Annotated in this window: 28 protein-coding genes; 14 read left to right on the forward strand and 14 right to left on the reverse strand. The window is 67.2% G+C overall.

The window, feature by feature from the left end; genetic code table 11:
- Positions 1-124: 124 nt before the first annotated feature.
- The gene (locus C9J49_RS15695) at positions 125-1,426 is read left to right on the forward strand and encodes a TRAP transporter large permease subunit (protein WP_046079897.1); all 1,302 of its coding nucleotides are present in this window, start codon (positions 125-127) and stop codon (positions 1,424-1,426) included.
- A gap of 192 nt (positions 1,427-1,618) precedes the next feature.
- Here C9J49_RS15695 and C9J49_RS15700 read toward each other — a convergent pair whose 3' ends face one another.
- The 7 genes from C9J49_RS15700 to C9J49_RS15730 form a co-directional block, all read right to left on the reverse strand.
- On the reverse strand, positions 1,619-2,140 hold the full coding sequence (locus tag C9J49_RS15700) for a gluconokinase (RefSeq protein WP_107181027.1): 522 nt from the start codon (positions 2,138-2,140) through the stop codon (positions 1,619-1,621).
- A gap of 99 nt (positions 2,141-2,239) precedes the next feature.
- On the reverse strand, positions 2,240-3,082 hold the full coding sequence (locus C9J49_RS15705) for a nitrilase-related carbon-nitrogen hydrolase (RefSeq protein WP_107181028.1): 843 nt from the start codon (positions 3,080-3,082) through the stop codon (positions 2,240-2,242).
- Between the two features lie 43 nt (positions 3,083-3,125).
- Positions 3,126-4,436, reverse strand: coding sequence for an MmgE/PrpD family protein (locus C9J49_RS15710; RefSeq protein WP_107181029.1), 1,311 nt, complete (start codon positions 4,434-4,436; stop codon positions 3,126-3,128).
- 78 nt (positions 4,437-4,514) lie between these two features.
- Entirely contained in the window at positions 4,515-5,396 is an 882-nt protein-coding gene (locus C9J49_RS15715; RefSeq protein ID WP_107181030.1) for a glycine betaine ABC transporter substrate-binding protein, read from the reverse strand.
- A gap of 62 nt (positions 5,397-5,458) precedes the next feature.
- The gene (locus tag C9J49_RS15720; RefSeq protein WP_046079890.1) at positions 5,459-6,190 is read right to left on the reverse strand and encodes an ABC transporter permease; all 732 of its coding nucleotides are present in this window, start codon (positions 6,188-6,190) and stop codon (positions 5,459-5,461) included.
- 4 nt (positions 6,191-6,194) lie between these two features.
- Entirely contained in the window at positions 6,195-7,352 is a 1,158-nt protein-coding gene (locus C9J49_RS15725) for an ABC transporter ATP-binding protein (protein ID WP_107181031.1), read from the reverse strand.
- A 45-nt stretch (positions 7,353-7,397) separates the two neighbouring features.
- Positions 7,398-8,063 carry an ABC transporter permease gene (locus C9J49_RS15730; RefSeq protein ID WP_035595369.1) on the reverse strand — a complete coding sequence of 222 codons (666 nt, stop codon included), beginning with the start codon at positions 8,061-8,063 and terminating at the stop codon, positions 7,398-7,400.
- Positions 8,064-8,455: 392 nt separating this feature from the next.
- On the opposite strand from C9J49_RS15730, the gene C9J49_RS15735 reads away from it, so the two are divergent.
- The 7 genes from C9J49_RS15735 (at position 8,456) to C9J49_RS15765 (ending at position 15,275) form a co-directional block, all read left to right on the forward strand.
- Positions 8,456-8,917, forward strand: coding sequence for an SUF system Fe-S cluster assembly regulator (locus C9J49_RS15735; protein ID WP_035595372.1), 462 nt, complete (start codon positions 8,456-8,458; stop codon positions 8,915-8,917).
- 69 nt (positions 8,918-8,986) lie between these two features.
- Positions 8,987-10,429, forward strand: a complete 1,443-nt coding sequence (sufB, locus tag C9J49_RS15740; RefSeq protein WP_035595374.1) for a Fe-S cluster assembly protein SufB — start codon at positions 8,987-8,989, stop codon at positions 10,427-10,429.
- A 79-nt stretch (positions 10,430-10,508) separates the two neighbouring features.
- Complete coding sequence (gene sufC / locus C9J49_RS15745) at positions 10,509-11,261, forward strand: Fe-S cluster assembly ATPase SufC (RefSeq protein ID WP_046079888.1); 753 nt, start codon at positions 10,509-10,511, stop codon at positions 11,259-11,261.
- Positions 11,258-12,607: a Fe-S cluster assembly protein SufD gene (sufD, locus tag C9J49_RS15750; RefSeq protein ID WP_107181032.1), complete on the forward strand. Its 1,350-nt coding sequence runs from the start codon at positions 11,258-11,260 to the stop codon at positions 12,605-12,607. The genes sufC and sufD overlap by 4 nt, the downstream gene beginning before the upstream one ends.
- 3 nt (positions 12,608-12,610) lie before the next feature.
- A complete protein-coding gene (locus C9J49_RS15755; protein WP_046079886.1) occupies positions 12,611-13,852 on the forward strand; it encodes a cysteine desulfurase in 1,242 nt (413 codons plus the stop codon).
- A 79-nt stretch (positions 13,853-13,931) separates the two neighbouring features.
- Positions 13,932-14,507, forward strand: a complete 576-nt coding sequence (sufT, locus tag C9J49_RS15760) for a putative Fe-S cluster assembly protein SufT (RefSeq protein ID WP_173834957.1) — start codon at positions 13,932-13,934, stop codon at positions 14,505-14,507.
- A 12-nt stretch (positions 14,508-14,519) separates the two neighbouring features.
- Entirely contained in the window at positions 14,520-15,275 is a 756-nt protein-coding gene (locus C9J49_RS15765; protein WP_046079885.1) for a vancomycin high temperature exclusion protein, read from the forward strand.
- On the opposite strand, the gene C9J49_RS15770 is transcribed toward C9J49_RS15765, so the two are convergent.
- From C9J49_RS15770 to C9J49_RS15785, 4 genes are all read right to left on the reverse strand, one after another.
- Positions 15,196-15,642, reverse strand: a complete 447-nt coding sequence (locus C9J49_RS15770) for a hypothetical protein (RefSeq protein WP_046079884.1) — start codon at positions 15,640-15,642, stop codon at positions 15,196-15,198. The two genes, C9J49_RS15765 and C9J49_RS15770, sit on opposite strands and share 80 nt — an antisense overlap.
- A gap of 88 nt (positions 15,643-15,730) precedes the next feature.
- Positions 15,731-16,639 (reverse strand): 30S ribosomal protein S6--L-glutamate ligase, encoded by a 909-nt coding sequence (gene rimK / locus C9J49_RS15775; protein WP_107181033.1) that lies wholly within the window; start codon positions 16,637-16,639, stop codon positions 15,731-15,733.
- A 30-nt stretch (positions 16,640-16,669) separates the two neighbouring features.
- Positions 16,670-17,107 carry a RimK/LysX family protein gene (locus tag C9J49_RS15780; protein WP_107181034.1) on the reverse strand — a complete coding sequence of 146 codons (438 nt, stop codon included), beginning with the start codon at positions 17,105-17,107 and terminating at the stop codon, positions 16,670-16,672.
- A 19-nt stretch (positions 17,108-17,126) separates the two neighbouring features.
- A complete protein-coding gene (locus C9J49_RS15785; protein WP_107181035.1) occupies positions 17,127-18,155 on the reverse strand; it encodes a DUF3549 family protein in 1,029 nt (342 codons plus the stop codon).
- Positions 18,156-18,478: 323 nt separating this feature from the next.
- On the opposite strand from C9J49_RS15785, the gene C9J49_RS15790 reads away from it, so the two are divergent.
- The 5 genes from C9J49_RS15790 (at position 18,479) to C9J49_RS15810 (ending at position 21,578) form a co-directional block, all read left to right on the forward strand.
- Positions 18,479-19,237: an amino acid ABC transporter substrate-binding protein gene (locus C9J49_RS15790; RefSeq protein ID WP_107181036.1), complete on the forward strand. Its 759-nt coding sequence runs from the start codon at positions 18,479-18,481 to the stop codon at positions 19,235-19,237.
- Positions 19,238-19,252: 15 nt separating this feature from the next.
- Positions 19,253-19,927 carry an amino acid ABC transporter permease gene (locus C9J49_RS15795; RefSeq protein ID WP_107181037.1) on the forward strand — a complete coding sequence of 225 codons (675 nt, stop codon included), beginning with the start codon at positions 19,253-19,255 and terminating at the stop codon, positions 19,925-19,927.
- Entirely contained in the window at positions 19,924-20,670 is a 747-nt protein-coding gene (locus C9J49_RS15800) for an amino acid ABC transporter ATP-binding protein (RefSeq protein WP_107181038.1), read from the forward strand. The genes C9J49_RS15795 and C9J49_RS15800 overlap by 4 nt, the downstream gene beginning before the upstream one ends.
- A gap of 67 nt (positions 20,671-20,737) precedes the next feature.
- Positions 20,738-21,070 carry a YqcC family protein gene (locus C9J49_RS15805; RefSeq protein ID WP_046079880.1) on the forward strand — a complete coding sequence of 111 codons (333 nt, stop codon included), beginning with the start codon at positions 20,738-20,740 and terminating at the stop codon, positions 21,068-21,070.
- A gap of 7 nt (positions 21,071-21,077) precedes the next feature.
- Positions 21,078-21,578, forward strand: coding sequence for a gamma-glutamylcyclotransferase family protein (locus C9J49_RS15810; RefSeq protein ID WP_107181039.1), 501 nt, complete (start codon positions 21,078-21,080; stop codon positions 21,576-21,578).
- 81 nt (positions 21,579-21,659) lie between these two features.
- Here the strand turns inward: C9J49_RS15810 and C9J49_RS15815 are convergent, their stop codons facing one another.
- The gene (locus tag C9J49_RS15815; RefSeq protein WP_046079878.1) at positions 21,660-22,274 is read right to left on the reverse strand and encodes an OmpW family protein; all 615 of its coding nucleotides are present in this window, start codon (positions 22,272-22,274) and stop codon (positions 21,660-21,662) included.
- 164 nt (positions 22,275-22,438) lie between these two features.
- Positions 22,439-23,047 (reverse strand): OmpW family protein, encoded by a 609-nt coding sequence (locus C9J49_RS15820; protein ID WP_052719383.1) that lies wholly within the window; start codon positions 23,045-23,047, stop codon positions 22,439-22,441.
- A gap of 273 nt (positions 23,048-23,320) precedes the next feature.
- On the opposite strand from C9J49_RS15820, the gene C9J49_RS15825 reads away from it, so the two are divergent.
- Positions 23,321-23,626, forward strand: a complete 306-nt coding sequence (locus C9J49_RS15825; RefSeq protein ID WP_152662875.1) for a hypothetical protein — start codon at positions 23,321-23,323, stop codon at positions 23,624-23,626.
- 94 nt (positions 23,627-23,720) lie between these two features.
- Here the strand turns inward: C9J49_RS15825 and putP are convergent, their stop codons facing one another.
- Positions 23,721-25,202 carry a sodium/proline symporter PutP gene (gene putP / locus C9J49_RS15830; protein WP_046079876.1) on the reverse strand — a complete coding sequence of 494 codons (1,482 nt, stop codon included), beginning with the start codon at positions 25,200-25,202 and terminating at the stop codon, positions 23,721-23,723.
- Positions 25,203-25,207 lie beyond the last annotated feature (5 nt).

The raw sequence follows: 25,207 nt of genomic DNA on the forward strand, positions 1-25,207 counted from the left end.
CGCTGGTGAAGGGCGTGATCCTGCTGGCGCTGGCCATCATGTGCATCCAGGCCCTGCTGCACGTGGTGCAGTCGCTGCGCGGCAAGCCCGCCCCCACCCCGGATGACACGGAGGGCGCTGCCTGATGGATATCGCAACCGGAACCATGCTGATGGTGGGGCTGATCTTCGCCCTGCTGGTCACCGGCCTGCCGCTGGCCTTCATCACCGGCCTGGTGGCACTGGCCTTCACCTTCGGCTGGTTCGGGCCCAACGCCCTGCCGCTGGTCACCAGCCGGGTCTACGGCTTCGTCACCGAGTACTCCCTGGTGGCGGTGCCGATGTTCGTGCTGATGGCCTCGCTACTGGACCGATCGGGGATCGCCAAGGACCTGTTCAACGCCATGCGCGTATTCGCCGGCCGCCTGCCCGGCGGCGTGGCGGTGCAGACCGTCGTGGTGGCCTTCTTCCTGGCCGCGCTGTCCGGGATCATCGGCGGCGAGATCGTGCTGCTGGGCATCCTGGCGCTGCCGCAGATGCTGCGCCTGGGCTACGACAAGCACCTCTCCATCGGCGTGGTCTGTGCCGGCGGTGCGCTCGGCACCATGATGCCGCCGTCCATCGTGCTGATCATCTACGGTCTGATCGCCTCCCAGTCGATCGCCGACCTGTTCACCGCGGCCATCACCCCGGCGGTGATCCTGATGGCCAGCTACATCGGCTACGTGCTGGTGCGCTGCCTGAAGAATCCCGCGATGGGGCCGCCGATGACCGACGCCGACCGCGAGGAAGGCTTCGCCAACCGCTGGCAGGCGCTGCGCGCCATCATCGTGCCGGCGCTGATCGCCGGCTTGGTGCTGGGCTCGATCTACGGCGGCGTGGCCTCGGTCACCGAGGCGGCGGCCATGGGCGTGTTCGGCGTGCTGCTGGCGGTGGTCGCCCGCGGCGAGTTCTCGGTCAAGACGCTGCACCAGAGCCTGGGCCAGACCCTGACCACCTGCGGCATGATCATCTGGATCGGCATCGGCGCCGCGGCGCTGGTGGGCGTCTACAACCTGATGGGCGGCAACCGCTTCATCTCGGGCATGATCATGGGCCTCGACGTGGCGCCGATCGTGATCATCCTGGTGATGATGGCGATCCTGCTGGTGCTGGGCATGTTCCTCGACTGGATCGGCGTGGCCATGCTGACGCTGCCGATCTTCGTGCCCATCGTCGAGCAGCTGGGCTACAGCCCGATCTGGTTCGGTATCCTGTTCGCGGTGAACATGCAGGTGTCGTTCCTGTCGCCGCCGTTCGGCCCGGCCGCCTTCTACCTCAAGGGCGTGGCGCCGCCGGAGGTCAGCCTGAAGGACATCTTCGTCGCGGTGCTGCCCTTCATCGCCCTGCAGCTGTGCGTGCTGTTCGCGCTGCTGTTCTGGCCGAACCTCGCCATGTGGCTGGTGTAAAGGCGGTACCCATGGCGGGTCATCGAGGCATCGGTAACCCGCCATTTTTTATGCGAAGTATGAGAAGAAAGCGCGCCCTATCGTCCGACGATATGGCGCCTTTTCATGAGTGGTTGCTAGGGATACTTTCAGAGAAAAGAAAACGGCGCTGTGGCGCCGTTTTCTGTTATTGATGCCCTGGTGGTCGAGGCATCAACCGCGCGAATCGCGACCCAGGGTCGCCAGGAAGTCCTCGATGATCGCCTGGGGCGGGTGGCGGATATCGGCCCGGAAGGCCTCGTCCTCGCCGGGCGCTTCCAGGGTGGCGAGCTGACTGTCGAGCATGTGGGCGCCGGCGAAGAAGTGATCGTCGCGGGAACCGAGGCGCTCCAGCAGCACCTCGCGGCTGCCCGCCAGGTAGAGGATCGCCAGATCGGGGGCGGCCTCTCGAAGCTGATCACGGTAGCGGCGCTTGAGCGCCGAGCAGCCGATGACCAGATCGCGGCCCTGGTCGCGATACTGGCGATACAGGTCGGCGAGGGTCGCCAGCCAGGCGGCGCGATCGTCGTCGTTGAGGGGCTCGCCGCGGCTCATCTTGGCGATGTTGTCTGGACCGTGATGGTCGTCCCCGTCGATGAAGGTAGCCCCGAGAGAGGCGGCCAGCTGGCGCCCGATATGGGACTTTCCCGATCCGGAAACGCCCATGACGAGAAGGCTCTTGGCGGTCGTCTTCATGCGAGAGTCTGCTTTTCATGGCGTCGAAAGAATGTCGGGAATTCTAGCATTTTTTGACGGGATGGGGAGTGAAAAGGGCGCTCTTTGGTCAGGGATTGTTCAGCGGTGGCCGGCCATCAGCTCGCGAATGAGTGGCGTATCGGCATCGCGATGGGTCGGCAGCTCGAAGCGGGCCTGGGCGATGGCGGTACGCGACAGGGTCGCGGTGATCAGCCCTTCGCCGTCCTCGGCCTCGGCCAGGGCCTCGCCGCGCGGGCCGAGAATGCGCGAGCCGCCCCAGAAGTGGCTGCCGTTTTCCGGCCCGAAGCGGTTGGCCATGATCACCGGGGTGCCGTAGGTCATGGCGTAGAAGCGCACGTTGAGCACCCAGTTCTGCTCGTTGGAGAAGTCCTCGCTGACGATGCCCGAGGCCGAGTTGATCGGCGCACACAGCACCGTGGGGCGGGGCAGCAGGGCGGCATGCACCAGGGCGGGATTCCACAGGTCGGCGCAGATCAGCTGGGTCGCGGACCAGCCGGGGAGGATCTCGGCCTGGGTGAGCTCGCTGCCGTGGGTGAACCACTTGCCTTCCTCTAGCCCGCCGTAGGTGGGCAGGTTGAGCTTGCGGTGCACGGCGACGATCGCGCCGTGCTGGAGGATCGCCAGGGCATTGTAGTACTCGCCGGGGCTGGCTTCCTCGACGAAGCCGACCACCGTTTGCATCTCGCCGCAGGCCCGGGCCAGCCGGGCCAGGCGAGGGTCCTCGACCGGCATGGCGACGCGCATGACCTCGCCGCCGAGCCCGTAGCCGGTCAGCGAGAGTTCGGGGAAGACCAGCAGCGCCACGCCGCGCTGGCCGGCCTCGTGAATGATCTCGAGATGGCGCTCGAGGTTGGTGTCGACCTCGCCCAGCGCGGCGTTGATCTGGGCGGCGGCGACCTGGAGTTCGTCCTGGTAGTGCATATCTCGTTCTCGTCGTGGCAGCAGGAGAAGACGTTGTCGGGGCTCATTCTGCCCCGGGCGGGCCGAGCAGGGCGAGCAGATCGCCGGCCGGGCGCGACTCCAGGGTCCGGATGACGCGTTCGAGGCGCTCGGCGCGCTCGCCGAGCACCGGGCCGGCGAGGGCATGATACTTGGCGGCCAGCTCGTCGTCGGACAGCGGGTTGTGCGGGTTGCCGCGGGCCTCGCAGGGCTCGCTCTCGATGATCCGGCCGTCGCTCAGATGCAGCCGCGCCGAGGCCCAGCGCTCGGCCGGGAAGCGCGCATTGAAGGCGTCGCTCTCGCGGATCTCGACCCGCTCGGCGAGGGCGCGGGGCAGCGGTGCGCCGAGCTCGGTGACGGCCTCGGCGTCGAGGGTGCCGCGGGCCAGCGCGCAGGCCACCGACCAGGGCAGGCTGTACTGGGCCTGCTCGGTGCTGTCCGGGTGCACCACATGCAGCCGCTTGCCTTCGTGAAAGGTGGTGATCTCGATGCGCGCGATCGTCGCCGGATCACCGATTCGATCGCGCAGCGACAGCACCGCCTCCACCGCCGGCTGGGCCCAGCGGCACACCGGATAGGCCTTGAAGTACTGCTCGTGAAGGTACCAGCGCTGACCCCGATCGGCCCAGAGCTGTTCGACCTCGGGGGCGGCAACGGTCAGCGCCGGGGCGCCGGTGAAACCGTCGCGGGCCAGCAGCGCGGCGGAGACGCCGGTCATGGCGCCCCAGCCCGAGCCGTCCTTGAGCATGGTGGGGTGATCGATGCAGCGCATCATCTGGCTGCGCGGCCCGTAGAACTCGGCGATGCCCAGAGCGTGGTGCAGGCGCTCGGCGTCGAGCCCCATCAGGCGGCCGGCCACGGCCGCCACGCCCAGCGCGTTCCAGGCGCCCGAGGTGTGGTAGTCGGGGCTCGTGGCATGCAGCGCGATGCCGGCGCGGGTGGCGATCTCGTAGCCCATGGCCAGCAGGCCGAGGAAATCGCGGCCGGAGAGGCGGTCGGCCTCGGGCAGGGCGAGCAGCCCCGGCAGCAGGGCGACCCCGGCATGCCCCTTGGTCAGCACCTGGCCGTCGTGGGCGTCCAGGGCATCGATCAGCCAGGCCCCGTGCAGGGCCACGCCGGTGGACGAGGCGCGCCCCTCAGCGAACAGCAGCGGCCGCTCGCCGCCGTGCTGGGAGACGGCGAAACGCCGGGCAGGCGCGGCCAGTTCGGTGCGGGTGGCGCCGGCGGCCACGCCGACGAGATCCAGCAGGCAGCGCTTGGCCTGGGTCAGCAGGGCGTCGTCGGGGAGCGGGTCGGCGTCGAGCATCCAGTCGAGCAGGGTAGTGGGCCGGGGCATGAGGACCTCTCGCTTCGAGGAAACGACGGAGGCCGCCCTGGGGCGGCCTCCGGTGCGATCGCATGACGGGCGATGCCGTTACAGCAGTTCGTTGTCGTCGAGGAAGCTCTGTGCCACGTCCTCGATGGTCTCGCGCTCGACGTCGACCCGGGCGTTGAGGGTGGCCATGGTCTCGTCGTCGAGCAGCGCGGACAGCGCATTCATCTGCTCGGCGAGGTCCGGGTTGGCCTCGAGGGTTTCCTCGCGCACCACCGGCGTCAGGGCGTAGGCCGGGAAGAAGGCCTGGTCGTCCTCGAGGACCTGGAAATCGAAGGCCGGGATGCGGCCGTCGGTGGCGAACACCAGGCCCACGTCGACCTGACCGTCGCGCAGCGCCTGGTAGACCAGGCCGGAGTCCATGCGCTTGACCTCACCGCGGCCGACGCGGAAGTCGTAGGCCTGCTGGAGCGGGCGCCAGCCGTCCTCGCGGGCGTAGAACTCGGCGTTCATGGCGAAGGTCAGGTCCTCGCCGTCGTTGACCGCCTGGGCCAGCTCGGACAGCGACTCGATGCCGGTCTCCTCGACGCTCTCCTGGCGCATGGCCAGGGCGTAGGTGTTGTTGGCCGCCGAGGGCTCCAGCCACACCAGGCCCTTCTCGCCGTCGAGCTCCTTGACCCGCTGATAGGTCTCCTCGGGCGACAGCGACTCGGTGACGTCGTTGTAGTTGATCAGCGAGGTGCCGGTGTATTCCCAGTAGAGGTCGATCTGGCCGTTCTCCTGGGCCTGGCGCAGCACGGCGGAGCCCATGCCGGCACGGGTCTCGACGTCGTAGCCGAGCCCGCTCAGGTACTGGGACGTCATGCTGGCGAGTATCTGCTGCTCGGTGAAGTTCTTGCCACCGACCACGATCTCTTCGGCCTGGGCGGTAGTCATGGCGCCGGCCAGTGCCAGGCCGGAAAGCGTCATCATCAAGCGTTTCATGGTGATCTCCTTGTGGTTGCCGCGTAGCCGCTCATCGGCGGCCGGATCGAAAGGACTCTTGCTCAGCTGCGGGAGGGGTTGACCCCTCGGGGTACCACCAGGAAGGCGGTGGTCGCCACGATGGCATCGACCACGATCGCCAGCAGGGCGGTAGGGATGGCGCCGGACAGCATCATCACCGGGTCGTAGAGGTCGATGCCGGTGAAGATCAGCTCGCCCAGGCCGCCGGCGCCGATCAGGAAGGCCAGCGGCACGGTGCCCACGTTGATGGTCAGCGCCGTGCGGATGCCGGCGAAGATCACGTAGAGGGCGTTGGGCATCTCGACGCGCAGCAGGCGCTGGGCCGGCGACATGCCGATGCCCGAGGCGGCCTCCTTCAGCGCCGGGTTGACCCCCTTGAGACCGGCGTAGGTGTTGCGGGTGATCGGCAGCAGCGTGGCCACGAACAGCCCGAACACCGCCGGCACGGTGCCGATGCCGAGGAAACTCATCGACAGCGCCAGCACCGCCAGCGTGGGAATGGTGGTGCCGACGTTGAGCACCTGCATGGCCGATTCGGCGACGCGCGCCATGCTGGGTCGCGACAGCACCACGCCCAGCGGAATGGCCACCAGGATGGCCAGGCCCCCGGAAATGAGGGTCAGCCACAGGTGCTGCACGGCCAGGAACTGGACGTCGGGCAGATAGAAGATGAAGTCGTCGATGACCCCGCTGGACTGGCTCCACACGCCGAGAAAGAAGATGGCGATGAGCAGCGCAATGCGCAGGGCCCCCTTCAGGCTCCGGATCGGCATCGGCTTACTCCTTGGTGGCCGGTTCGGCGTTCGCGGCGGGTTCCGTGGGGCGGAACCGCGAGCCCAGATGGTGCGTCATGGCGCGCTGGGTGATCTGGCCGCAGACCCGGCCGGCCTCGTCCACGCAGGGCAGCCAGGTGATGTCGTTGGAGAACATCAGCGAGGCGACCTTGCGCAGGTCGTCGTCCAGCGACACCGTGGCCGGCACGTTCTGGAAATGGTCGCGGCAGTAGCCCTTGGTGGTGCGCGCCTGGGAGCGGCTGATCAGCCCCACCGGCTGGCGGCGATCGTTCACCACCAGGATGGCGTTCTGATAGCCGAAGTCGTCGATCCGGGCCAGGGCGGTCTCCAGGGTGTCGCTGGGCGACACGGTGCCGATCTCGTCGGACACCACGTCGCGCACCTTCACCAGGTTGAGACGCTTGAGCGCCCGGTCCTCGCCGAGGAAGGACTCCACGAACTCGTCCTTGGGATTGGCCAGCAGCTCGTCCGAGGTGGAGTACTGCTCCAGGCGGCCGGCGCGGAAGATGGCGACGCGGTCGCCCATCTTGATCGCCTCGTCGATGTCGTGGCTGACGAACATGATGGTCTTGTTGAGTGCCTGCTGCATCTTGAGGAACTCGTCCTGGATCACCGCGCGGTTGATCGGGTCGATGGCGCCGAAGGGCTCGTCCATCAGCATCACCGGGGGATCGGCCGCCAGCGCCCGGGCCACGCCGATGCGCTGCTGCTGGCCGCCGGACAGCTCGTTGGGATAGCGCTTGAGGAAGGCGTCCGGGTCCAGCGCGATCATGTCCATCAGCTCCCGGGCGCGTTCCCGGTACTTGGCCTTGTCCCAGCCCAGCAGCTTGGGCACCACCGTGATGTTGTCCTCGATGGTCATGTTGGGGAACAGGCCGATCTGCTGGATCACGTAGCCGATGTTGCGACGCAGCTCCTGGGTGTCCAGGCCGGTGGTGTCCTCGCCGTTGATGAACACCTTGCCCGATGTGGGGCGCACGATGCGGTTGATCATCTTCAGGGTGGTGGTCTTGCCGCAGCCGGAGGGGCCGAGCAGGATGCAGATCTCGCCGGCCGGCACCTCCATGTTGATGTGGTCGGCGGCGGTGACCGCGCCCTTGGGGGTGTCGAAGACCTTGGTCAGGTTGTCGAGTCGAATCATGCAGGGGAATCCTTGTGTGATGAGCCGGAGTCGCGCGGGACGGGATCAGGCCGTCTCGGCGGCGCGCTCCATCCCGAGGGGCGTCAGGCGTTTCTGCAGCGCCAGCAGGCCGTAGTCGACAATGATGGCCAGCAGGCTGACTGCCACCGCGCCGACGATCAGCTGGCGCGGGTCGGACTGCGAGATGCCGCGGCTGATGAAGGTGCCGAGCCCGCCGGCGCCGATGTAGGCGGCGATCGCCATCACGCCGATGTTGAGCACCACGGCGGTCCTGACGCCGGCCATGATCACCGGCACCGCCAGCGGGATCTCGACCATGCGCAGGCGCTGGTTCTGGCTCATGCCGATGCCGCGGGCCGCCTCGCGCAGCGCCGGATCCACGTTGTGGATGGCGGTGTAGGTGTTGCGGATGATCGGCAGCTGCGAGTAGAGCAGCACGGCGATGACCGCCGGCAGATAGCCGATGCCCTGGCCGATCAGCGACAGCACCGGGATCATGATCCCGAACAGCGCGATGGACGGCACCGTGACGATGATGGACGCCGCATACAGCACCGCCTTGGCCAGGCGTTCGTTCTTGGTGATGGCGATGCCGATGGGCACCCCGGTGAGGGTGGCGATGCCGACGGCGACCCCGACCAGCGCGATGTGCTCGAGGGTTCTCGAGAGCAGCAGGTCGAGGTTGTCGATGGCGTATTGAATGAGTTCCAAGTCCCTATCTCCTGGTCGTTCCCATGCCGATACAGCATAGCGCTCGAGGCGCGTTGACGGCGTGGGTGGCGCCTCCGGCGGTGGCAGGGCCGCGATGGAAGGCCGTGAAGCGGTGACTCAGCTTAGCAAAGCTCCATATCTATTTGTTTTTCCATGGATGACGATGCGCAATGGGATAAATTGCGGGGGCTGATGCATGCGCTGGGCCGCGGGTTCGGGGCATAGTGCCTCCCAATGAGAACGATTGTTGTTTTTGATGTGAACGGTGTCGAACGTGTCGCCAACGGCGTGTTCGGCGGCGCAATACGGCACGGCGAGGGTTCACATCGTCGACATACAGGACTAAAATGGTCCGCAATCGATCACCAGGGGTGTTCCCGGGGAGGCCTGTCTTGCTGAAGCTGTCCAGACTGACCGACTACGCGGCGGTGGTGATGGCGCAGATCGCCCGTCACCCCGAGCAGCCACACGCGGCGGCGGAGCTCGCCGAGGCGGTGCAGGTGCCGCACCCGACGGTCAGCAAGACCCTGAAGATGCTGGTGCGCGCCGGGCTGCTGGAGTCCCGCCGTGGCGCCCAGGGCGGCTATTCTCTGGCGCGTCCCGCGTCGCAGATCACCGCCGGCGACATCATCGCGGCGATCGAGGGGCCGGTGGCGATGACCGAATGCAGCCAGGCCGAGGGCGACTGCGAACTGGTGGACACCTGCGGGGTGTCCGACAACTGGCAGCGGGTGTCGCTGGCGATGCAGACACTGCTCCACAGCGTGACCCTGGCCCACCTGGCCGACACCACCCCGATCAAGCTGCCGGTGCAGCTGCCCATACAAGGCGTGAGTCTGGCCGCCGAGGCCTGATCACCCGCGGATTCACCACCCGAGGCGAGCCCGGCTCGCCGACCCAACCAGCCCGGGAGGGGAGACATCATGGCAAGTCAGGAAATGGAACAGCTTGTCCGTCGCGAATACAAAGAAGGTTTCGTGACCGACATCGAGAGCGATACGGTACCGCCGGGTCTGGACGAGAACACCATCGCCTTCATCTCCAAGAAGAAGGGCGAGCCGGAATGGATGCTGGAGTGGCGCCTCCAGGCCTACCACCAGTGGCTGAAGATGACGCCGCCCTCCTGGGCGCATCTGAACTACCCGCCGATCGACTACCAGGCGATCTCCTACTACAGCGCCCCCAAGCGCGACGAGGACAAGCCCCAGAGCCTCGACGAGGTCGATCCCAAGCTGCTCGAGACCTACGAGAAGCTGGGCATTCCGCTGCACGAGCGGGCGGCGCTGGCCGGCGTGGCGGTGGACGCGGTCTTCGACTCCGTCTCCGTGACCACCACCTTCAAGGAGAAGCTGCACGAGGCGGGCGTGATCTTCTGCTCGATCTCCGAGGCGATCCGCGACTACCCGGAGCTGGTCAAGCAGTACCTCGGCAGCGTGGTGCCCCAGGGCGACAACTACTTCACGGCGCTGAACTCCGCGGTGTTCACCGACGGTTCCTTCGTGTTCGTGCCGGAAGGCGTGACCTGCCCCATGGAGCTGTCCACCTACTTCCGCATCAACGCCGCCAACACCGGCCAGTTCGAGCGCACCCTGATCGTCTGCGAGAGCCGTGCCCAGGTCTCCTACCTGGAAGGTTGCACCGCACCCCAGCGCGACGAGAACCAGCTGCACGCGGCGGTGGTCGAGCTGGTGGCGCTGGAAGACGCCTCCATCAAGTACTCCACGGTGCAGAACTGGTATCCGGGTGACGAGGACGGCAAGGGCGGCATCTACAACTTCGTCACCAAGCGCGGCGACTGCCGCGGCGACCGTTCCCACATCAGCTGGACCCAGGTCGAGACCGGCTCGGCCATCACCTGGAAGTATCCCTCCTGCGTGCTGCGCGGCAAGGACAGCGTCGGCGAGTTCTACTCGGTGGCGGTGACCAACGGCCGTCAGCAGGCCGATACCGGTACCAAGATGATCCACATCGGCGAGGGCTCGCGCTCGACCATCGTCTCCAAGGGCATCTCCGCCGGCCGCTCCGAGCAGTCCTATCGCGGCCTGGTCAAGGTGGGGCCGCGGGCCAAGGGCGCGCGCAACTATACCCAGTGCGACTCGCTGCTGATCGGCGACACCTGCGGGGCCCATACCTTCCCCTATCAGGAGATCGGCAACAGCACGGCCACCGTGGAGCACGAGGCGACCACCTCCAAGATCGGCGAGGACCAGCTGTTCTACTGCCAGAGCCGCGGCATCTCCGAGGAAGACGCGGTGAACATGATCGTCAACGGCTTCTGCAAGGACGTCTTCCAGGAGCTGCCGATGGAGTTCGCCGTCGAAGCCGAGGCGCTGCTCAACGTCACCCTCGAAGGGGCGGTCGGCTAGGCCACGTCTAGTGCGGGTTGGAAACGAATCAACTTATTGCGAGCCGCCGCGGCGGCCCAAAGATCGAAAGGTAGTCAAGATGCTCGAAGTCAAGGATCTGCACGTCACGGTCGAGGGTTCCGAGATCCTCAAGGGCCTCAACCTGACCATCGGCGCCGGTGAAGTCCACGCCATCATGGGCCCCAACGGCGCCGGCAAGTCCACGCTGTCCGCGGTGATCGCCGGCAAGGACGGCTACGAGGTCACCGCCGGCTCGATCACCTACGAGGGCCAGGACGTCCTCGAGATGGAGATCGAGGAGCGCGCCCGCGTCGGTCTGCTGCTGGGCTTTCAGTACCCGGTCGAGATCCCCGGGGTGAAGAACATCTACCTGCTCAAGGCCGCGCTCAACGCCAAGCGCGAGGCCGAGGGCCTGGGCGAGATTCCGGCGCCCGAGTTCATGAAGCTGATCAAGGAGAAGATCGCCTTCATGAAGATGGACGCCAGCTTCCTGCAGCGCGCCGTCAACGAAGGCTTCTCCGGCGGCGAGAAGAAGCGCAACGAGATCCTGCAGATGCTGGTGCTGCAGCCGAAGCTCGCCATGCTCGACGAGATCGACTCCGGCCTCGACATCGACGCCCTGAAGGTCGTCGCCGAGGGTGTCAACTCGCTGCGCGCCGAGGATCGCAGCATCCTGCTGGTGACCCACTATCAGCGCCTGCTCGACTACATCGTGCCGGATCGGGTGCACGTGCTGGTCGACGGCCGCATCGTCAAGAGCGGTGATGCCGAGCTGGCGCGCGAACTCGAGGACCGCGGCTACGACTGGCTGCTGGAGGGCTCCGCGGCATGAATGACGACGTGCAACGCTTCCTCGATCGCCTGAGTGAGCGCAGCGCCCAGCGCGGCGACGAGCCGACCTGGATCGCCGCCCGGCGCCAGGCCGGCGCCGCCCGCTTCGAGGCGATGGGCTTCCCGCATCGTCGCGTCGAGGCGTGGAAGTACACCGACGTGCGCGACATCGCCCGCACTGACTTCGCGCTGACCGACGACGCCGAGTTCTCGCCGGCCGCGGCGGCGGCGCTGACTCTGCCGCTGGACGCGCATCGCCTGACCTTCGTCGACGGCGTCTTCGCCCCGGCGCTGTCGGACCTCGGCAACCTGCCGGCCGGCGTGCAGGTGCTGCCGCTGTCCCAGGCCCTGGAAGAGAACCACGAGGCCGTGGGCGGCCCGCTCGGCCGGCTCACCGGCGTCGACTTCTCGGCCTTCGCCGCGCTCAACACCGCCTTCTTCGAGGAGGGCGCCCTGGTCCGCCTGGCGCCGCGCACCGTGGTCGACAAGCCCATCGTGCTGCAGTTCCTGTCCCGGGCCGGCGAGCAGCCGGTGATGAGCCATCCGCGCATCCTGGTCGAGGCCGGCGGTCGCAGCGAGGCGACCCTGATCGAGCACCATGCCGGTGAAGAGGGCGCGGCCAACTTCACCAACCTGGTGGAGGAGATCATCCTCGACCGCGGCGCCATCCTGACCCACTACAAGCTGCAGGAAGCGCCGCTCAAGGACCGTCACATCGCCAGCATCCAGGTGGAGCAGGGGCGCGACAGCCGCTATACCTCGTTCAACCTGAACCTGGGCGGTGGCCTGGTGCGCAACGACTTCATCAACGACCTCAACGGCGAGGGCGCCGAGGCGACGCTGCACGGCCTGTTCTACGGCCAGGGTCGCCAGCACGTGGACAACCACACCGAGGTCAACCACAACGCGCCGCACACCCGTTCCAGCGAGAACTACAAGGGCATCCTCGATGATCGTGCCCATGGCGTGTTCAACGGCCGGGTGGTGGTCAAGCGCGACAGCCAGAAGATCGAGTCCGAGCAGAGCAACGCCAACCTGCTGCTCTCCGACCGCGCCGAGGTCGACACCAAGCCCGAGCTCGAGATCTATGCCGACGACGTCAAGTGCGCCCACGGTGCCACCACCGGCCAGCTCGACGAGGAAGCGGTCTACGCCCTGCGCGCCCGCGGCATCGACGAGCAGACCGCCCGCGGCCTGCTGACGCTGGCCTTCGCCGGTGAGGTGATGGAGCTGGTCGACCTCGACGCCGTGGCCGAGCGGGTCGAGCTCACGGTGGCCGGCAAGCTGCCGGAACGCTTCAACCTGGCCGGGCTGGTGGAAGCCGCCGCGGCGCTCAACGAGGACTGATCCATGGTCGACTTCAGCGATCTGCTGCTCGACGTGGCGCGGGTCCGTCGCGACTTCCCGATCCTCGATCGGGAGGTCCACGGCAAGCCGCTGGTCTATCTCGACAACGCGGCCACCAGCCAGACCCCGCGTCAGGTGATCGAGGTCTTCGACGAGTACTACGGGCGCTACAACGCCAACATCCATCGCGGTCTGCATACCCTGGCCGATGAGGCCACCGCGGCCTACGAGGGCACCCGGGACACCGTGCGTGCCTTCCTCGGCGCCGCCGAGAGCCGCGAGATCGTCTTCACCCGCGGCACCACCGAGGCGATCAACCTGGTGGCGGGGAGCTGGGGCCGCGCCAACCTGGGCGAAGGCGACGAGGTGCTGATCTCGCGCCTGGAGCACCACTCCAACATCGTGCCCTGGCAGATGCTGGCCGCCGAGAAGGGCTTTACCCTCAAGGTGATTCCGGTCGACGAGCGCGGCGTGCTCGACCAGGCCGCCTACCGCGATCTGATCTCCGAGCGCACTCGGCTGGTGGCGGTCAATCACGTCTCCAACGCGCTGGGCACCGTCAATCCGGTGGCCGACATGGCCAGAGTGGCCCACGAGCACGGCGCGCTGATTCTGGTCGACGGCGCTCAGGGCGCGCCGCACCAGAAGGTCGACGTGCAGGCGCTCGGCGTCGACTTCTATGCCTTCTCCGGCCACAAGGTCTATGGCCCCACCGGCGCCGGCGTGCTCTACGGCCGCGCCGAACTGCTCGAGGCCATGCCGCCCTGGCAGGGTGGCGGCGAGATGATCGCCACCGTGTCCTTCGAGGCGCCCACCACCTTTGCCGGCATTCCTCACAAGTTCGAGGCCGGCACCCCGGCCATCGCCGAGGTGATCGCCCTGGGACGCGCGATTCAGTGGGTCGAGGAGATCGGCCTGCCGCTGATCGGCGCCTGGGAGTCGCGGTTGCTCGAGCACGCCACGCGCAGCGTGTCGCGCATCGACGGCCTGCGCATCCTCGGCACCGCGCCCGAGAAGGCCGGCGTGCTGTCGTTCGTGGTCGAGGGCGCCCATTCCCAGGACATCGGCCTTTTGATCGACCAGCTCGGCGTGGCGATCCGCACCGGACACCACTGCGCCCAGCCGCTGCTGTCCTCGTTCGGCGTCGATGCCACCTGCCGCGCCTCCTTCGCCGCCTACAACACCCCCGAGGAGGTCGACGTCTTCGTCGACGGCCTAGAGCGGGTCGTGGGCATGCTGCGCTGAGCGCTGCTTCCGGGTCACGCCGCGGCGGACCTCCTGAAGGCTCGCCGCGGTCGCTGTGAATGAAGCTCCAAGGAGTCCTATGAGCGAGATCGACGATCCCCTGGCGAGCCTGCACAAGGGCCAGGTCCTGCCCCTGCAGCGCGACGTCGAGGTCATCTCCATTCCCTTCGGCAAGACCATCACGCTGCCCGAGGACAGCGAGGTCAGCGTGATGCAGGCCAAGGGCAACTCGGTCAGCGTGGGCCACGAGGGGCGGCTCTACCTGATCGAGGGCAGCAACCTCGACGCCCTGGGACTCGAGGCCGTGCCGCGCCCGACCCTGCCCGAGGACGCCTCCGAGGAAGCGATCGAGCAGTTCGTCTGGGATCAGCTGCGGACCTGCTTCGACCCCGAGATCCCGGTCGACATCGTCGAACTCGGGCTGGTCTACGGCTGTCGTATCGAGCGTCTGATCACCGGCGAGCGTATCGTCACCATCCGCATGACCCTGACCGCGCCGGGCTGCGGCATGGGTGACGTCATCGCCGCCGATGCGCGCCACAAGATCCTCGGCGCCCCGCAGATCAGCCAGGTGCACACCGAGATCGTCTTCGACCCGCCCTGGAGTCGTGAGATGATGAGTGACGAGGCCAAGCTCGAGCTCGGCATGTTTTAACCGGTAAGGCGGATGCCCATCTCATTGTGGAAAGGTGTCAGGGGACTGCTGATGTCGCTGGGGGGGCTCGCACTCCTGGCGATTCTGCTTTTCGTGGGCGCCAACCTGTGGGTGCTGGCCGAGACCCGCGGGCGCATCGACCACGGACTTCAGCAGTGCGGCCCCGAGCGGGTGGGCATCGTCTTCGGCACCTCCCACTGGACGCGCAGCGGCCAGCGCAATCCGCATTTCGAGGGGCGCATGCAGGCGGCGGCGCGGCTGTACCGCGGTGAGCGGGTGCAGCACCTGCTGCTGTCCGGGGACAACAGCACCCGTTACTACAACGAGCCGGTGACCATGTGGCGTGACCTGCGCGGTCGCGCCGTGCCCGACGCGGCCATGACGCTGGACTACGCCGGCTTCAGCACCTTCGATACCCTGTCCCGGGCGCGCGGCGTCTTCGGCGTGACGCGAGCGCTGCTGGTCACCCAGTCGTGGCACCTGCCGCGGGCCCTGTTCATCGCCGAGGCGCTGGGCATCGAGGCGCGCGGCTGCGCGGCGCCGGAGCGACCGTCGGAGGGCGTGCTGTGGCTGAAGGCGCGGGAGTGGGCCGCACGAGTGGCGACCCTGGGCGATCTCTACGTATGGGGGCGTGAGCCCCATTTCCTGGGGCCCGAGGAGCCGCTGCAGATCGTGCCGCGAGCGGCGCTCAGCGCCGCTGATGCTTCTTCTGCTGCCGATACAGCTCGCGAATCAGCGAGCGACAGTGCTTCCAGCACTCCTCGATGACCGACTCGATGGCGTCAGGAAGCGGGTGGGTGTACAGGGTCGACAGCGCCTGCATCAGCACCCGCTCCTGTTCCAGCAGCTCGTTGATCAGCACCTGGCTGTCGTCGCCGACGAAGCTCTTCAGGCGGCTCCACAGCCACATGTAATCGTCGCGCTCGACGTCGGCATCGCGGGGGAGGAGGGCGAGGTGCCGGCGGGCCAGTTCCTGCAACTCGCGCATCAACGCTTTCCGGGTATCGAAATAGGGCTGCAGGACGTCGCGCAGGCTGGGCCGCAGGCGCTCATGGTTGTCCTGGAAATAGTCGATGCTGTCGGCCAGCGCCTCGAGGACGCTGTCCATCGCCACCTGGCGATTATCGAGAAACATGGGCGGTCACCTCCTCCGGTGACGCAGATTGTGGGGGTGTCGTCGGCCTTTTGCCACCCCCAGCGGTCAAATATTTCGGCGTCTTGGCTTAGCCTTTCGGCTTGGGCGGCGCCTTGCGTCTCGGGGTCGAGCTCTTCTCCAGGTGCTCGATGATCAACCCGGCGATGTCCTTGCCCGTGGCGGACTCGATGCCCTGCAGGCCGGGCGACGAATTGACTTCCATGATCACCGGGCCGTGGTTCGAGCGCAGCAGGTCGACCCCGGCCACGCGCAGGCCCATGGCCTTGGCGGCGCGAATCGCCGTGGAGCGCTCCTCCGGGGTGATGCGGATCACGCTGGCGCTGCCGCCGCGATGCAGGTTGGAGCGGAACTCGCCCTCGGCGGCCTGGCGCTTCATCGCCGCCACCACCTTGTCGCCGATCACCAGGCAGCGGATGTCGGCCCCCTTGGCCTCCTTGATGTACTCCTGGACCATGATGTTGGCCTTCATGCCCATGAAGGCCTGGATCACCGACTCCGCGGCCTGGTTGGTCTCGGCCAGCACCACGCCGATGCCTTGGGTGCCTTCCAGCAGCTTGATGACCAGCGGTGCGCCGCGGACCATGGTGATCAGGTCGGGAATGTCGTCCGGGGAGTGGGCGAAGCCGGTCACCGGCAGGCCGATGCCCTTGCGCGAGAGCAGCTGCAACGAGCGCAGCTTGTCCCGCGAGCGGGTGATCGAGACGCTGTCGTTGAGCACCGGGATATTCATCATCTCGAACTGGCGCAGCACGGCGCAGCCGTAGAAGGTGATCGAGGCCCCGATACGCGGGATCACGGCATCGAAGGGTTCGAGCTGTTCGCCCTTGTAGTGGATCGAGGGCTGGTGGGAGGCGATGCTCATGTAGCAGCGCAGGGTGTCCACCACCCGGGTGGTATGGCCTCGCTGCTCGGCGGCCTCGATCAGCCGGCGAGTGGAATAGAGCCTGCGGTTGCGGGACAGCAGCGCGATATGCATAGGGCCTCCGATGCCAGGAGATGGCGGGGATCAGGGTTCGCCGTGCAGGAAGCCGGCGCCCGGGGCCACCAGCAGCCGCCGCAGGGCGCGACGCCCGAGCAGCATGGGATGGCGCATCTGGCGACGGTCGGCGAGGGTCAGCTCGACGGGGAACTCCAGTTCGCCGAGCTGCATCGGCGTGCGGATCACGTAACGCCACTCGGCCTGGCCGTTGGAGCTGGTGACCTGGCGCCGGTCGTACAGGTGCAGGTAGTGCACGTGGGCCGGGCTCGTCGGCCCGCCGCCACGGGTGGTGAAGCTGACCCACAGGTGGCCGTCTTCCTCGAAGGATTCGATGTCCTCGGCGTGCAGCGACGAGGTGCGCGCGCCGGTGTCGGCCTTGGCGCACAGCGTCAGGCCGAGTTCCGGCAGGGTCACCATCTCGCGGCGGCCGATGACCGCCTTGGCCTGATAGGGCAGCTCCTTCATGGCATCCTCCCTCATGATGTCATCCGCGGGACAGATCGCCCAGGCGTCGTCCGATGGCGGAGTCCGCGTCGGCCTCACGCAGCGTCATCAGCACCGGCAGCCGCAGGCGCGGAATCAGCGCCAGGTCGCGTGCCACGGCGGCGAAGTCCGCGCGCGGCGTGTCCGCCAGCCGGGTCAGGAAGCGCGGCAGTCGCTCGCCGTCTTCCAGGTGACGCCAGCCGCGTCCGGCGATGGCCGCCAGCAGGTCCGGGCCACAGGCCTCGGGATCGTCGAGCAGGGCATCGAGCCAGGCGCCGGCGACCTCGCGTTCGGCGCCGGACACGGCGCGCACGCAGGCGCAGAAGGTCTCGATGTCGCCGGACTCGGCGGCCGTTTCGCCCCGGACGCGCAGCGCCTCGGCCAGCGGCCGGGGAACGTCCACATGTTCCAGACAGTAGCACAGCGAGGCCAGCACTTCGCCAGGCAGGGTCGGCAGACGCGCCGCCAGGCGCTGGGCCTGGGCGTCGTCCATGCGCACGGCGACGTCGGCCAGGCCCTGCAGGCCCAGGGCTCGCCAGTCCAGCGCCTGCTGGCCTTCCAGGTAGGCCTCGGCGGGTTCCATGTGCTGGCTGGCCGGCCGGTCCATGTCGCGGCTTGCCCGGGCGTGCAGCACGGCCTGGAAGGGCAGGGAGGGCGTGAAGGCCAGCGGATTGTCCTTCATCAGGTTGTCGATCGCCTCGCCGTCCTCGCGGCCGAGGCCCTGGACGTTGCGACCCAGGGTCTCCAGCAGGCGCTGCAGGAAGGCGTCGCGAGGCGCCGGGTCGAGCCGGCCCTGTTCGTCCAGCGGCAGTGCCAGGAACCAGATCAGCGGGTCTTCCATTTCGCCGAGACGAAATACCATCGCCAGCCGGGCCTTGCCCTGCCAGGGTTGCGGCCAGGGCAGCTCGTCCCGCTCCAGCGCCGTCAGCGTCTCCAGCCCGCAGGGTTCGACGCCGCGCCCCATGTGATAGAGCCAGGTCTCGGCCCCGGTGCGCGCGAAGAAATCGTGAAAGCTGTCGATCGGCTGCATGCGGTTTCCCTCTGTGACGAGCGTGCACTCTACCGTGGTGCCCCGACGCTGTCAGCCCGTGGCGGCGGGCGATGATGAGCAGGCTGATCAAATCCTGAACGATCATGCTTCGCGCCCACCGTATCGGCCTCGGCGACGGCTTTCCAGTGGTTATCCACAGGAACATTCAGCGCTGCTGTGAATGAATGATCCGCTTGGCCGCTATGGCGCCCATAATGGGCCACTATTGGTCCATGACCGAGATTTCCACTATGGTCTGTGCGAAAATGAAATATTAAACAGTCGTTTTTATTCCAAAAACAGAATCCAAACGGAGGCACATCATGCTTCGTCGCTTCACTCTGACGTTTCTCGCCGCCGGCGCCATCGCCTTCTCCGGCGGCGCCTTCGCCCAGGACACGACGCTCCGGGTCGGCATGTCGGGCGGTTATTTCCCCTTCACCTTCGTCGAGCAGGACACCCTCAAGGGCTTCGAGGTCGATGTCATGAATGCGGTGGGCGAGGCGATGGGCGCCGAGGTGACGTTCGTGACCGCCAATTTCTCCGGCCTGTTCGGCATGCTGGAGTCCGGTCGCATCGATACTATCGCCAACCAGATCACCATCACCGAGGAGCGCGAGGCGAAGTATGTCTTCACCGCGCCCTACGTCTATGACGGCGCCCAGGTGGTGGTCAAGGAGGGCAATGACGCGATCGACGGCGTCGAGGACCTGCGCGGCAAGCGCGTGGCGGTGAACCTCGGCTCCAACTACGAGCAGCTGCTGCGCGAGCTGCCCTACGCCGACGACATCGATATCCGCACCTACGAGAGCAACATCGAGCAGGACACCGCACTGGGCCGCGTCGACGCCTTCGTCATGGATCGCGTCAGTGCCAGCCAGGTGATCCAGGAGAAGCCGCTGCCGCTGCAGCTGGCCGGCCAGCCGTTCTCCGAGATCCACAACGCCCTGCCGTTCCGCGACACCGAGCAGGGACGTACCCTGCGCGACGAGGTCGACGCGGCGCTCGAGGCCCTGCGCGAGGACGGCACCCTGGCCGATATCTCCGAGCGCTGGTTCGGCAACGACATCACGCGGCCCTGAGGCGCAGCACCCGACATGAGCGTGCTCGATTTCGACTACATGCTGGGGCTCGCGCCCATTCTGCTCGGCTATCTGCCGCTGACCCTGGCGATGGCCGCGGCGGGGATGGTGCTGGCCCTGGCTCTGGCCTGCGGACTGGCGGTGATACGGGTGTTGAAGCTTCCGGGGCTGAACGGCATCACCCTGCTGTTCATCTCCTTCTTCCGCGGTACCCCGCTGCTGGTGCAGCTGTTCCTGTTCTACTATGGCCTGCCCCAGGTGCTGGCTTTCCTGACCCAGATCGATGGCATCACCGCCACCATCATGGGGCTGACGCTGCACTTCTCGGCCTACATGGCGGAATCGATCCGCGCCGCCATCGTCGGCGTGGACCGCAGCCAGACCGAGGCGGCGCTGTCCATCGGCATGACCAACGGCCAGCTGATGCGGCGGATCGTGCTGCCCCAGGCCACCCGGGTGGCCGTGCCGACGCTGATGAACTATTTCATCGACATGATCAAGGCCACCTCCCTGGCATTCACTCTCGGCGTCACCGAGCTGATGGGGGCCACTCAGAAGGAGGCGGCGGGCAGCTTCCTCTATTTCGAGGCCTTCATCACCGTGGCGATGATCTACTGGGCCATCGTCGAGCTGCTGGCCTGGTGCCAGCGGCGCCTGGAACGCCGACTCAACGAGGCCTATCGCCGATGATCAAGGTCAACCAACTCGTCAAGCGCTTCGGCGACAGCATAGTGCTGGACGGCATCGATCTGGAGATCGAGCGGGGCGAGATCATCGTGGTGATCGGCCCGTCGGGCACCGGCAAGTCGACCCTGCTGCGCTGCCTCAACTTCCTGGAGCGGCCCGACGCCGGCCGGCTGACCCTGGGCGACCTGGAGGTCGACGTGACCCGGGCCAGCCGCGCCGACATCCTGTCTGCAAGACGGCGTACCGCCTTCGTGTTCCAGAACTACGCGCTGTTCGCCAACAAGACGGCGCTGGAGAACATCGCCGAGGGACTGATCGTGGTCAATCGCTGGCCCAAGGCGAAGGCCCATGCCCGGGCTCGGGAGATCCTCGAGCGCATCGGCCTGGCCGACAAGGCGGACGCCTATCCGGCCTCGCTGTCCGGCGGCCAGCAGCAGCGGGTCGGCATCGGCCGCGCCATGGCCGCCCAGGCCGAGGTGATCCTGTTCGACGAGCCGACCTCGTCGCTGGACCCGGAGTGGGTCGACGAGGTGCTGGCGCTGATGAAGCAGCTGGCCGCCGAGCGCCAGACCATGCTGGTGGTGACCCACGAGATGGCCTTCGCCCGGGACGTCGCCGATCGGGTGGTGTTCATGGAGGGCGGGCGCATCGTCGAGCAGGGCCCGCCCTCGCGGCTGTTCCAGGCACCCGAGGACCCGCGAACCCGGGACTTCCTGCGCAAGGTGCTGCCCGCCGCGCCGGCGTGACGGGGGGTGGCCCGCATCGTGCAGGCGCGGGATAATGGTCCCCTAGTCAGATCAGAGGTATTTCCCCATGACCGTTCATCAGGAACTCGAGCAGGCATTGCGCGAACTCGAGTCCACCATGAAGGCGTCCGACCTGTGGCGCATGGAGCAGCCCGCGCCGGAGGCCTTCAACAGCTCCCAGCCGTTCTGCATCGACACGATGTCGCTGCCCCAGTGGCTGCGCTTCGTGTTCATCGCCCGGCTCGAGGCGCTGGTCGAGGCGCGCGCACCGATGCCGGCGAGCTGCGACGTGGCCCCCGCCGTGGACGCCTACCTGATCCAGGAAGGGGCGAAGGCCAGCCAGCGGGTGCTGATGGGCAAGGTGGTGGAGCGGATCGACCAGCTGGTCACCGAGAACTGAGTCGCCCATGCCCTATTACTTCGCCTACGGCAGCAACATGAACGCCGCCCGGATCGAGGCGCGGATCGGCACGACCCGGCGTGCCCTGCCCGGGGTGCTGCGCGACCATGCCCTGCGTTTCGACAAGGCCTCGCGAGTGGCCGGCATCAGCCACGCCAACGTGGTGCCCGCCGACGGTGAGCGGGTCGAGGGAGCGCTGTTCGAGCTGCTCGCCCCGGAGCAGATCGAGTGCATGGACCCCTTCGAGGGCTACCCCCACGACTACGATCGGCTGCGCCTGCCCATCCACACGGGGCAAGGCCCCATCGAGGCCTGGGTCTATGTGGCCGCGCCGGGTACCACCGGCGAGGCGCTGCGGCCGGCGCGGGAGTATCTCGACCACCTCCTGGCCGGGAAGCCCTTCCTGAGTGCCGACTATCACGCCCGCCTGGCCGATGTGGAAGCCATCCACGGCCTCGACGACGAGACGCTCAAGGCGCTGGGGCTGTCGCGCCATACCGCCCGCTAGCGGCGCCGACACTCGCCACGCGGCTCGCACGCCAAAAGGCCCGCCGTTCGGCGGGCCTTTTGCATGGCATGTCGACGCGGCTCAGAAGCGGAAGCTGATGCCGCCCATCACCACCAGCGGGTCGATCTCGACGTTGCCGATGTCGGTGCCGCCGAGCTCGGCATCGGTGTCGATGTCGAGATACCAGGCGGCGGCGTTGAGGGCCCAGTGTTCGTCGATCAGGAGGTCGACGCCCAGCTGGGCGGCCGCGCCCCAGGAGTCTTCCAGCTCCAGATCGCCGCCGTCGATGTGCTCGTCGGAGAAATGCGTGTAGTTGACGCCGACGCCGGCATAGGGCTGCACGCGCGCCTGGGTGCCACCCAGCGGATAGTACTGCAGGGTCAGCGTCGGCGGCAGGTGCTTGGTGGAGGCGAGGTTGGCGCCGTTGAGCTGAATGTCGTGCTCGAAGGGCTCGGCGGCCAGCAGCTCCATGCCCAGTTTGTCGGTGAAGCGATAGCCCAGGGTGAAGGCGAAGCCGTTGTCGTCCTGAACGTCGACCTCATAGGTGCCGCTGGCGAGATCGCCGTTATCGCTCTTGGGCGCGACCTTGGCCACGCCGACGCGGGTGTAGATATCGCCGGCGCCGTAGGCGAGCACCTGGCTGCTGGCGGCGAGGCCGGTGGCGACGATCAGGGTGGAAATCAGGGTGCGGCGCATGAGGCTGGCTCCTCGGTGAAGGTAAGCGAGGGCTCCAGTCTACGGGGTGCGCCGCGGCGCCGATTTGACTCAAGGCAAAATGGTTCGCGGCTTGAATTGATGCACGTCAAAACAGGACGCCGGGCACGGGGCCCGGCGTCTTGGTGGTCATGGCGTGGCGCGGATCAGAAGCGGTAGGTGAAGCCGCCGCCGACGGTGACCGGGTCGACGTCGATGTCGCCGGCATCCTGGCCGTTGATCTCGATGTCGGGGCTGACATCGGCGTAGTTGGCGAAGGCGCCGACCAGCAGGTGGTCGGTCAGGGCGAAGTCCACGCCAAGCTGGGCGGCGGCGCCGTAGGAGTCATCGACATCCAGGCCGGCAACCGTCACGTCGTTGAAGTCGGTGTAGTTGAGGCCCGCACCAGCGTAGGGCTGGATGCGCGATCCGGTGCCGCCCAGCGGGTAGTAGTTGAGCATCAGGTTGATCGGGCGGCGGTCCACGGAGCCGACGTTGGTGCCGCCGATGGCCACATCGTGCTCGATGTCCTGAGTGCCGTTGAGCTCGACGCCGAACTTGTCGTGGAACTGATAGCCCAGGCCGTAGGAGAAGCCGCGCTCGTCGGAGACGTCGATATCGTCGCCGTTGAGGGAGCCGATGTCGTCGTTGACTTCGGACTTGGCGATGCCGCCGCGCACGTAGATGTCGCCGGCCTGGTAGGCCATGGCGGACTGGGCGCCGACGAGGCCGGCGGCGGCAATGGCGGTGGCGGTGATCAGACGGGTCATCTTCATGGGGAAACCTCCCTGGTTCGTCCTGGATGCCGACGCCGACCGATTCGGCGTCATCGCATGGAATGTGGTCAGTATAAAAACACTGTTTCTAAATGTCTTGTAGGATTTTTCTATCAAACCCCTGGCGGTTTTCTCCTGCTTTAACGAAAGCGCCTGCCGACAGGGACTTATGATGTACAGGGGGCGTATAGCTTTCACATTTCCTGCACGGATTCGCCGATCTCGAGGTTTTCGGCTTCACTGGATCGGTGAGACAGGCGACGGCGAGAGGGAATGGCCATGCGCTTCGAGACGCGGTTTCCCGCCAGGCTGGGGGCGGGCGACAGGCCGCTGGTCGCGCTGCTGACGGCGGCGGGGCTGTCGGTATGGTTGCTGTATCAACCCGCGCTGGTGCAGGGGCTCGACTGGCCCTGGCGGGCAGTGCTGGTGCTGCTGGGCATCTGGGCGCTGGGTGGCGCCTTTGCGCGGCCGGTGGCCATGTCGGTCGGTGGGCTGTGGCGATTCTCCGGCACGACCTGGAGCCGGGCGGCCCTGCCGCTGTTCGCCCTGGCGCTGTTGGGCAGGGGGCTGATGGGGTGATCTCGCCGCCCCGGGGACGTGACGACGGGATGACGAAACGAAAGAAGCCGCCCGCAGGCGGCTTCTTGCTTGCTCTCTCGTCCGGATGCCGCGATCAGGCGGCTTCCTCGAGGCTGTCGAACTCGGCGGTGATGTCGTCGGTCGGCGCCTCGGTCACCAGGCTCACCACCACGATGGCGATGTAGGCGAAGATCACGCCGGGCACGATCTCGTAGAGATCGAAGATGCCGCCGGAGATCTGGGCCCAGGCTACCACGGTGACGCCGCCGACGACGATGCCGGCCAGCGCGCCCCAGGTGTTCATGCGGCGCCAGAACAGCGACATGATCAGCGCCGGGCCGAAGGCCGCACCGAAGCCTGCCCAGGCGTAGGACACCAGTCCCAGCACCGTGGAGTCGGGGTTCAGCGCCAGCAGGTAGGCGATGACGGCGATACCGATGACCGCGAAGCGGCCCACCCACACCAGTTCGCCCTGGGTGGCATCCTTGCGGAAGATGGCCTTGTAGAAGTCATCGGTCAGCGCCGAGGACGACACCAGCAGCTGGGAGTCGGCGGTGGACATCACCGCGGCCAGGATGGCGGCCAGCAGCACGCCGGCGATCACCGGGTGGAAGATGGCGTTGACCATGACCATGAAGATGGTCTCGCCGTCGCCCAGGTCACGCGCCATGTAGACGGTCCCGAGCAGGCCCACGGCCATGGCACCGAGCAGGCCCAGGGCGCTCCAGCTCACCGCGATGCGGCGTGCGGTGGGGATGTCCTTCTCGCTGCGGATGGCGGCGAAGCGGGCCAGGATGTGCGGCTGGCCGAAATAGCCGAGGCCCCAGGCCAGCGAGCTGACGATGCCCATCACCGACAGCGCCTCGCCGGTGGACGCGTCGGTGAACCACTTCAGCATGTCCGGGTTGGCCGCCAGGATTTCCTGGGCGCTGCCGCCCAGGCCCCCCATCTCGGTCAGCGCCACGACCGGCACGATCAGCAGCGCCGCGGCCATCATCAGGCCCTGGATCAGGTCGGTCCAGGACACCGCCAGGAAGCCCCCGAAGAAGGTGTAGGAGATGATCGCCAGGGTGCCGATGGTCAACGCCAGGGTGTAGTCGAAGCCGAACACCGTGTCGAACAGCTTGGCCCCTGCCACCAGGCCGGAGCTGGTGTAGAACATGAAGAACAGCAGGATGAACACCGCCGAGATCACCCGCAGCAGCTGGCTGTTATCCCGGAAGCGCTTGGCCAGGAAGTCCGGGATCGTCAGGGCGTCATCGGCCCGGAAGCTGTAGACGCGCAGCCGACGTGCCACCAGCAGCCAGTTGAGCCAGGTGCCGGCCAGCAGGCCGACGGCGATCCAGCCCGCGGACAGGCCGCTGGCGTAGGCCGCGCCGGGCAGGCCCAGCAGCAGCCAGCCGGACATGTCCGAGGCCCCGGCGGAGATCGCCGAGGTCCAGGGGCCCAGCGAGCGCCCGCCGAGGATGTAATCGGAGAGGTTGCTGGTGCGCTTGTAGGCGATGATCCCGATGCCGAGCATCACGATCAGGTACAGCGCGAATGTAAAGCCTATGGTGGCGTTGTTTTCGACCATGAGGG

It is taken from the genome of Halomonas sp. SL1, assembly GCF_003030865.2.
In the GTDB taxonomy this organism is placed as follows: domain Bacteria; phylum Pseudomonadota; class Gammaproteobacteria; order Pseudomonadales; family Halomonadaceae; genus Halomonas; species Halomonas halophila.

What these genes read in the sequence shown, in the direction of transcription:
- rimK (WP_107181033.1), bottom strand. Translation starts at nt 16,639, where the DNA reads ATGCATATCGCGCTGCTGTCCCGCAACCGCAGGCTCTATTCCACTCGC.
- C9J49_RS15765 (WP_046079885.1), top strand. Translation starts at nt 14,520, where the DNA reads ATGCCCATCTCATTGTGGAAAGGTGTCAGGGGACTGCTGATGTCGCTG.
- C9J49_RS15805 (WP_046079880.1), top strand. Translation starts at nt 20,738, where the DNA reads ATGACCGTTCATCAGGAACTCGAGCAGGCATTGCGCGAACTCGAGTCC.
- putP (WP_046079876.1), bottom strand. Translation starts at nt 25,202, where the DNA reads ATGGTCGAAAACAACGCCACCATAGGCTTTACATTCGCGCTGTACCTG.
- C9J49_RS15785 (WP_107181035.1), bottom strand. Translation starts at nt 18,155, where the DNA reads ATGCAGCCGATCGACAGCTTTCACGATTTCTTCGCGCGCACCGGGGCC.
- C9J49_RS15800 (WP_107181038.1), top strand. Translation starts at nt 19,924, where the DNA reads ATGATCAAGGTCAACCAACTCGTCAAGCGCTTCGGCGACAGCATAGTG.
- C9J49_RS15700 (WP_107181027.1), bottom strand. Translation starts at nt 2,140, where the DNA reads ATGAAGACGACCGCCAAGAGCCTTCTCGTCATGGGCGTTTCCGGATCG.
- C9J49_RS15790 (WP_107181036.1), top strand. Translation starts at nt 18,479, where the DNA reads ATGCTTCGTCGCTTCACTCTGACGTTTCTCGCCGCCGGCGCCATCGCC.
- C9J49_RS15695 (WP_046079897.1), top strand. Translation starts at nt 125, where the DNA reads ATGGATATCGCAACCGGAACCATGCTGATGGTGGGGCTGATCTTCGCC.
- sufT (WP_173834957.1), top strand. Translation starts at nt 13,932, where the DNA reads ATGAGCGAGATCGACGATCCCCTGGCGAGCCTGCACAAGGGCCAGGTC.
- sufB (WP_035595374.1), top strand. Translation starts at nt 8,987, where the DNA reads ATGGCAAGTCAGGAAATGGAACAGCTTGTCCGTCGCGAATACAAAGAA.
- C9J49_RS15815 (WP_046079878.1), bottom strand. Translation starts at nt 22,274, where the DNA reads ATGCGCCGCACCCTGATTTCCACCCTGATCGTCGCCACCGGCCTCGCC.
- C9J49_RS15720 (WP_046079890.1), bottom strand. Translation starts at nt 6,190, where the DNA reads ATGCCGATCCGGAGCCTGAAGGGGGCCCTGCGCATTGCGCTGCTCATC.
- C9J49_RS15755 (WP_046079886.1), top strand. Translation starts at nt 12,611, where the DNA reads ATGGTCGACTTCAGCGATCTGCTGCTCGACGTGGCGCGGGTCCGTCGC.
- C9J49_RS15725 (WP_107181031.1), bottom strand. Translation starts at nt 7,352, where the DNA reads ATGATTCGACTCGACAACCTGACCAAGGTCTTCGACACCCCCAAGGGC.
- sufD (WP_107181032.1), top strand. Translation starts at nt 11,258, where the DNA reads ATGAATGACGACGTGCAACGCTTCCTCGATCGCCTGAGTGAGCGCAGC.
- C9J49_RS15795 (WP_107181037.1), top strand. Translation starts at nt 19,253, where the DNA reads ATGAGCGTGCTCGATTTCGACTACATGCTGGGGCTCGCGCCCATTCTG.
- C9J49_RS15705 (WP_107181028.1), bottom strand. Translation starts at nt 3,082, where the DNA reads ATGCACTACCAGGACGAACTCCAGGTCGCCGCCGCCCAGATCAACGCC.
- C9J49_RS15810 (WP_107181039.1), top strand. Translation starts at nt 21,078, where the DNA reads ATGCCCTATTACTTCGCCTACGGCAGCAACATGAACGCCGCCCGGATC.
- sufC (WP_046079888.1), top strand. Translation starts at nt 10,509, where the DNA reads ATGCTCGAAGTCAAGGATCTGCACGTCACGGTCGAGGGTTCCGAGATC.
- C9J49_RS15780 (WP_107181034.1), bottom strand. Translation starts at nt 17,107, where the DNA reads ATGAAGGAGCTGCCCTATCAGGCCAAGGCGGTCATCGGCCGCCGCGAG.
- C9J49_RS15825 (WP_152662875.1), top strand. Translation starts at nt 23,321, where the DNA reads ATGGCCATGCGCTTCGAGACGCGGTTTCCCGCCAGGCTGGGGGCGGGC.
- C9J49_RS15820 (WP_052719383.1), bottom strand. Translation starts at nt 23,047, where the DNA reads ATGAAGATGACCCGTCTGATCACCGCCACCGCCATTGCCGCCGCCGGC.
- C9J49_RS15710 (WP_107181029.1), bottom strand. Translation starts at nt 4,436, where the DNA reads ATGCCCCGGCCCACTACCCTGCTCGACTGGATGCTCGACGCCGACCCG.
- C9J49_RS15715 (WP_107181030.1), bottom strand. Translation starts at nt 5,396, where the DNA reads ATGAAACGCTTGATGATGACGCTTTCCGGCCTGGCACTGGCCGGCGCC.
- C9J49_RS15770 (WP_046079884.1), bottom strand. Translation starts at nt 15,642, where the DNA reads ATGTTTCTCGATAATCGCCAGGTGGCGATGGACAGCGTCCTCGAGGCG.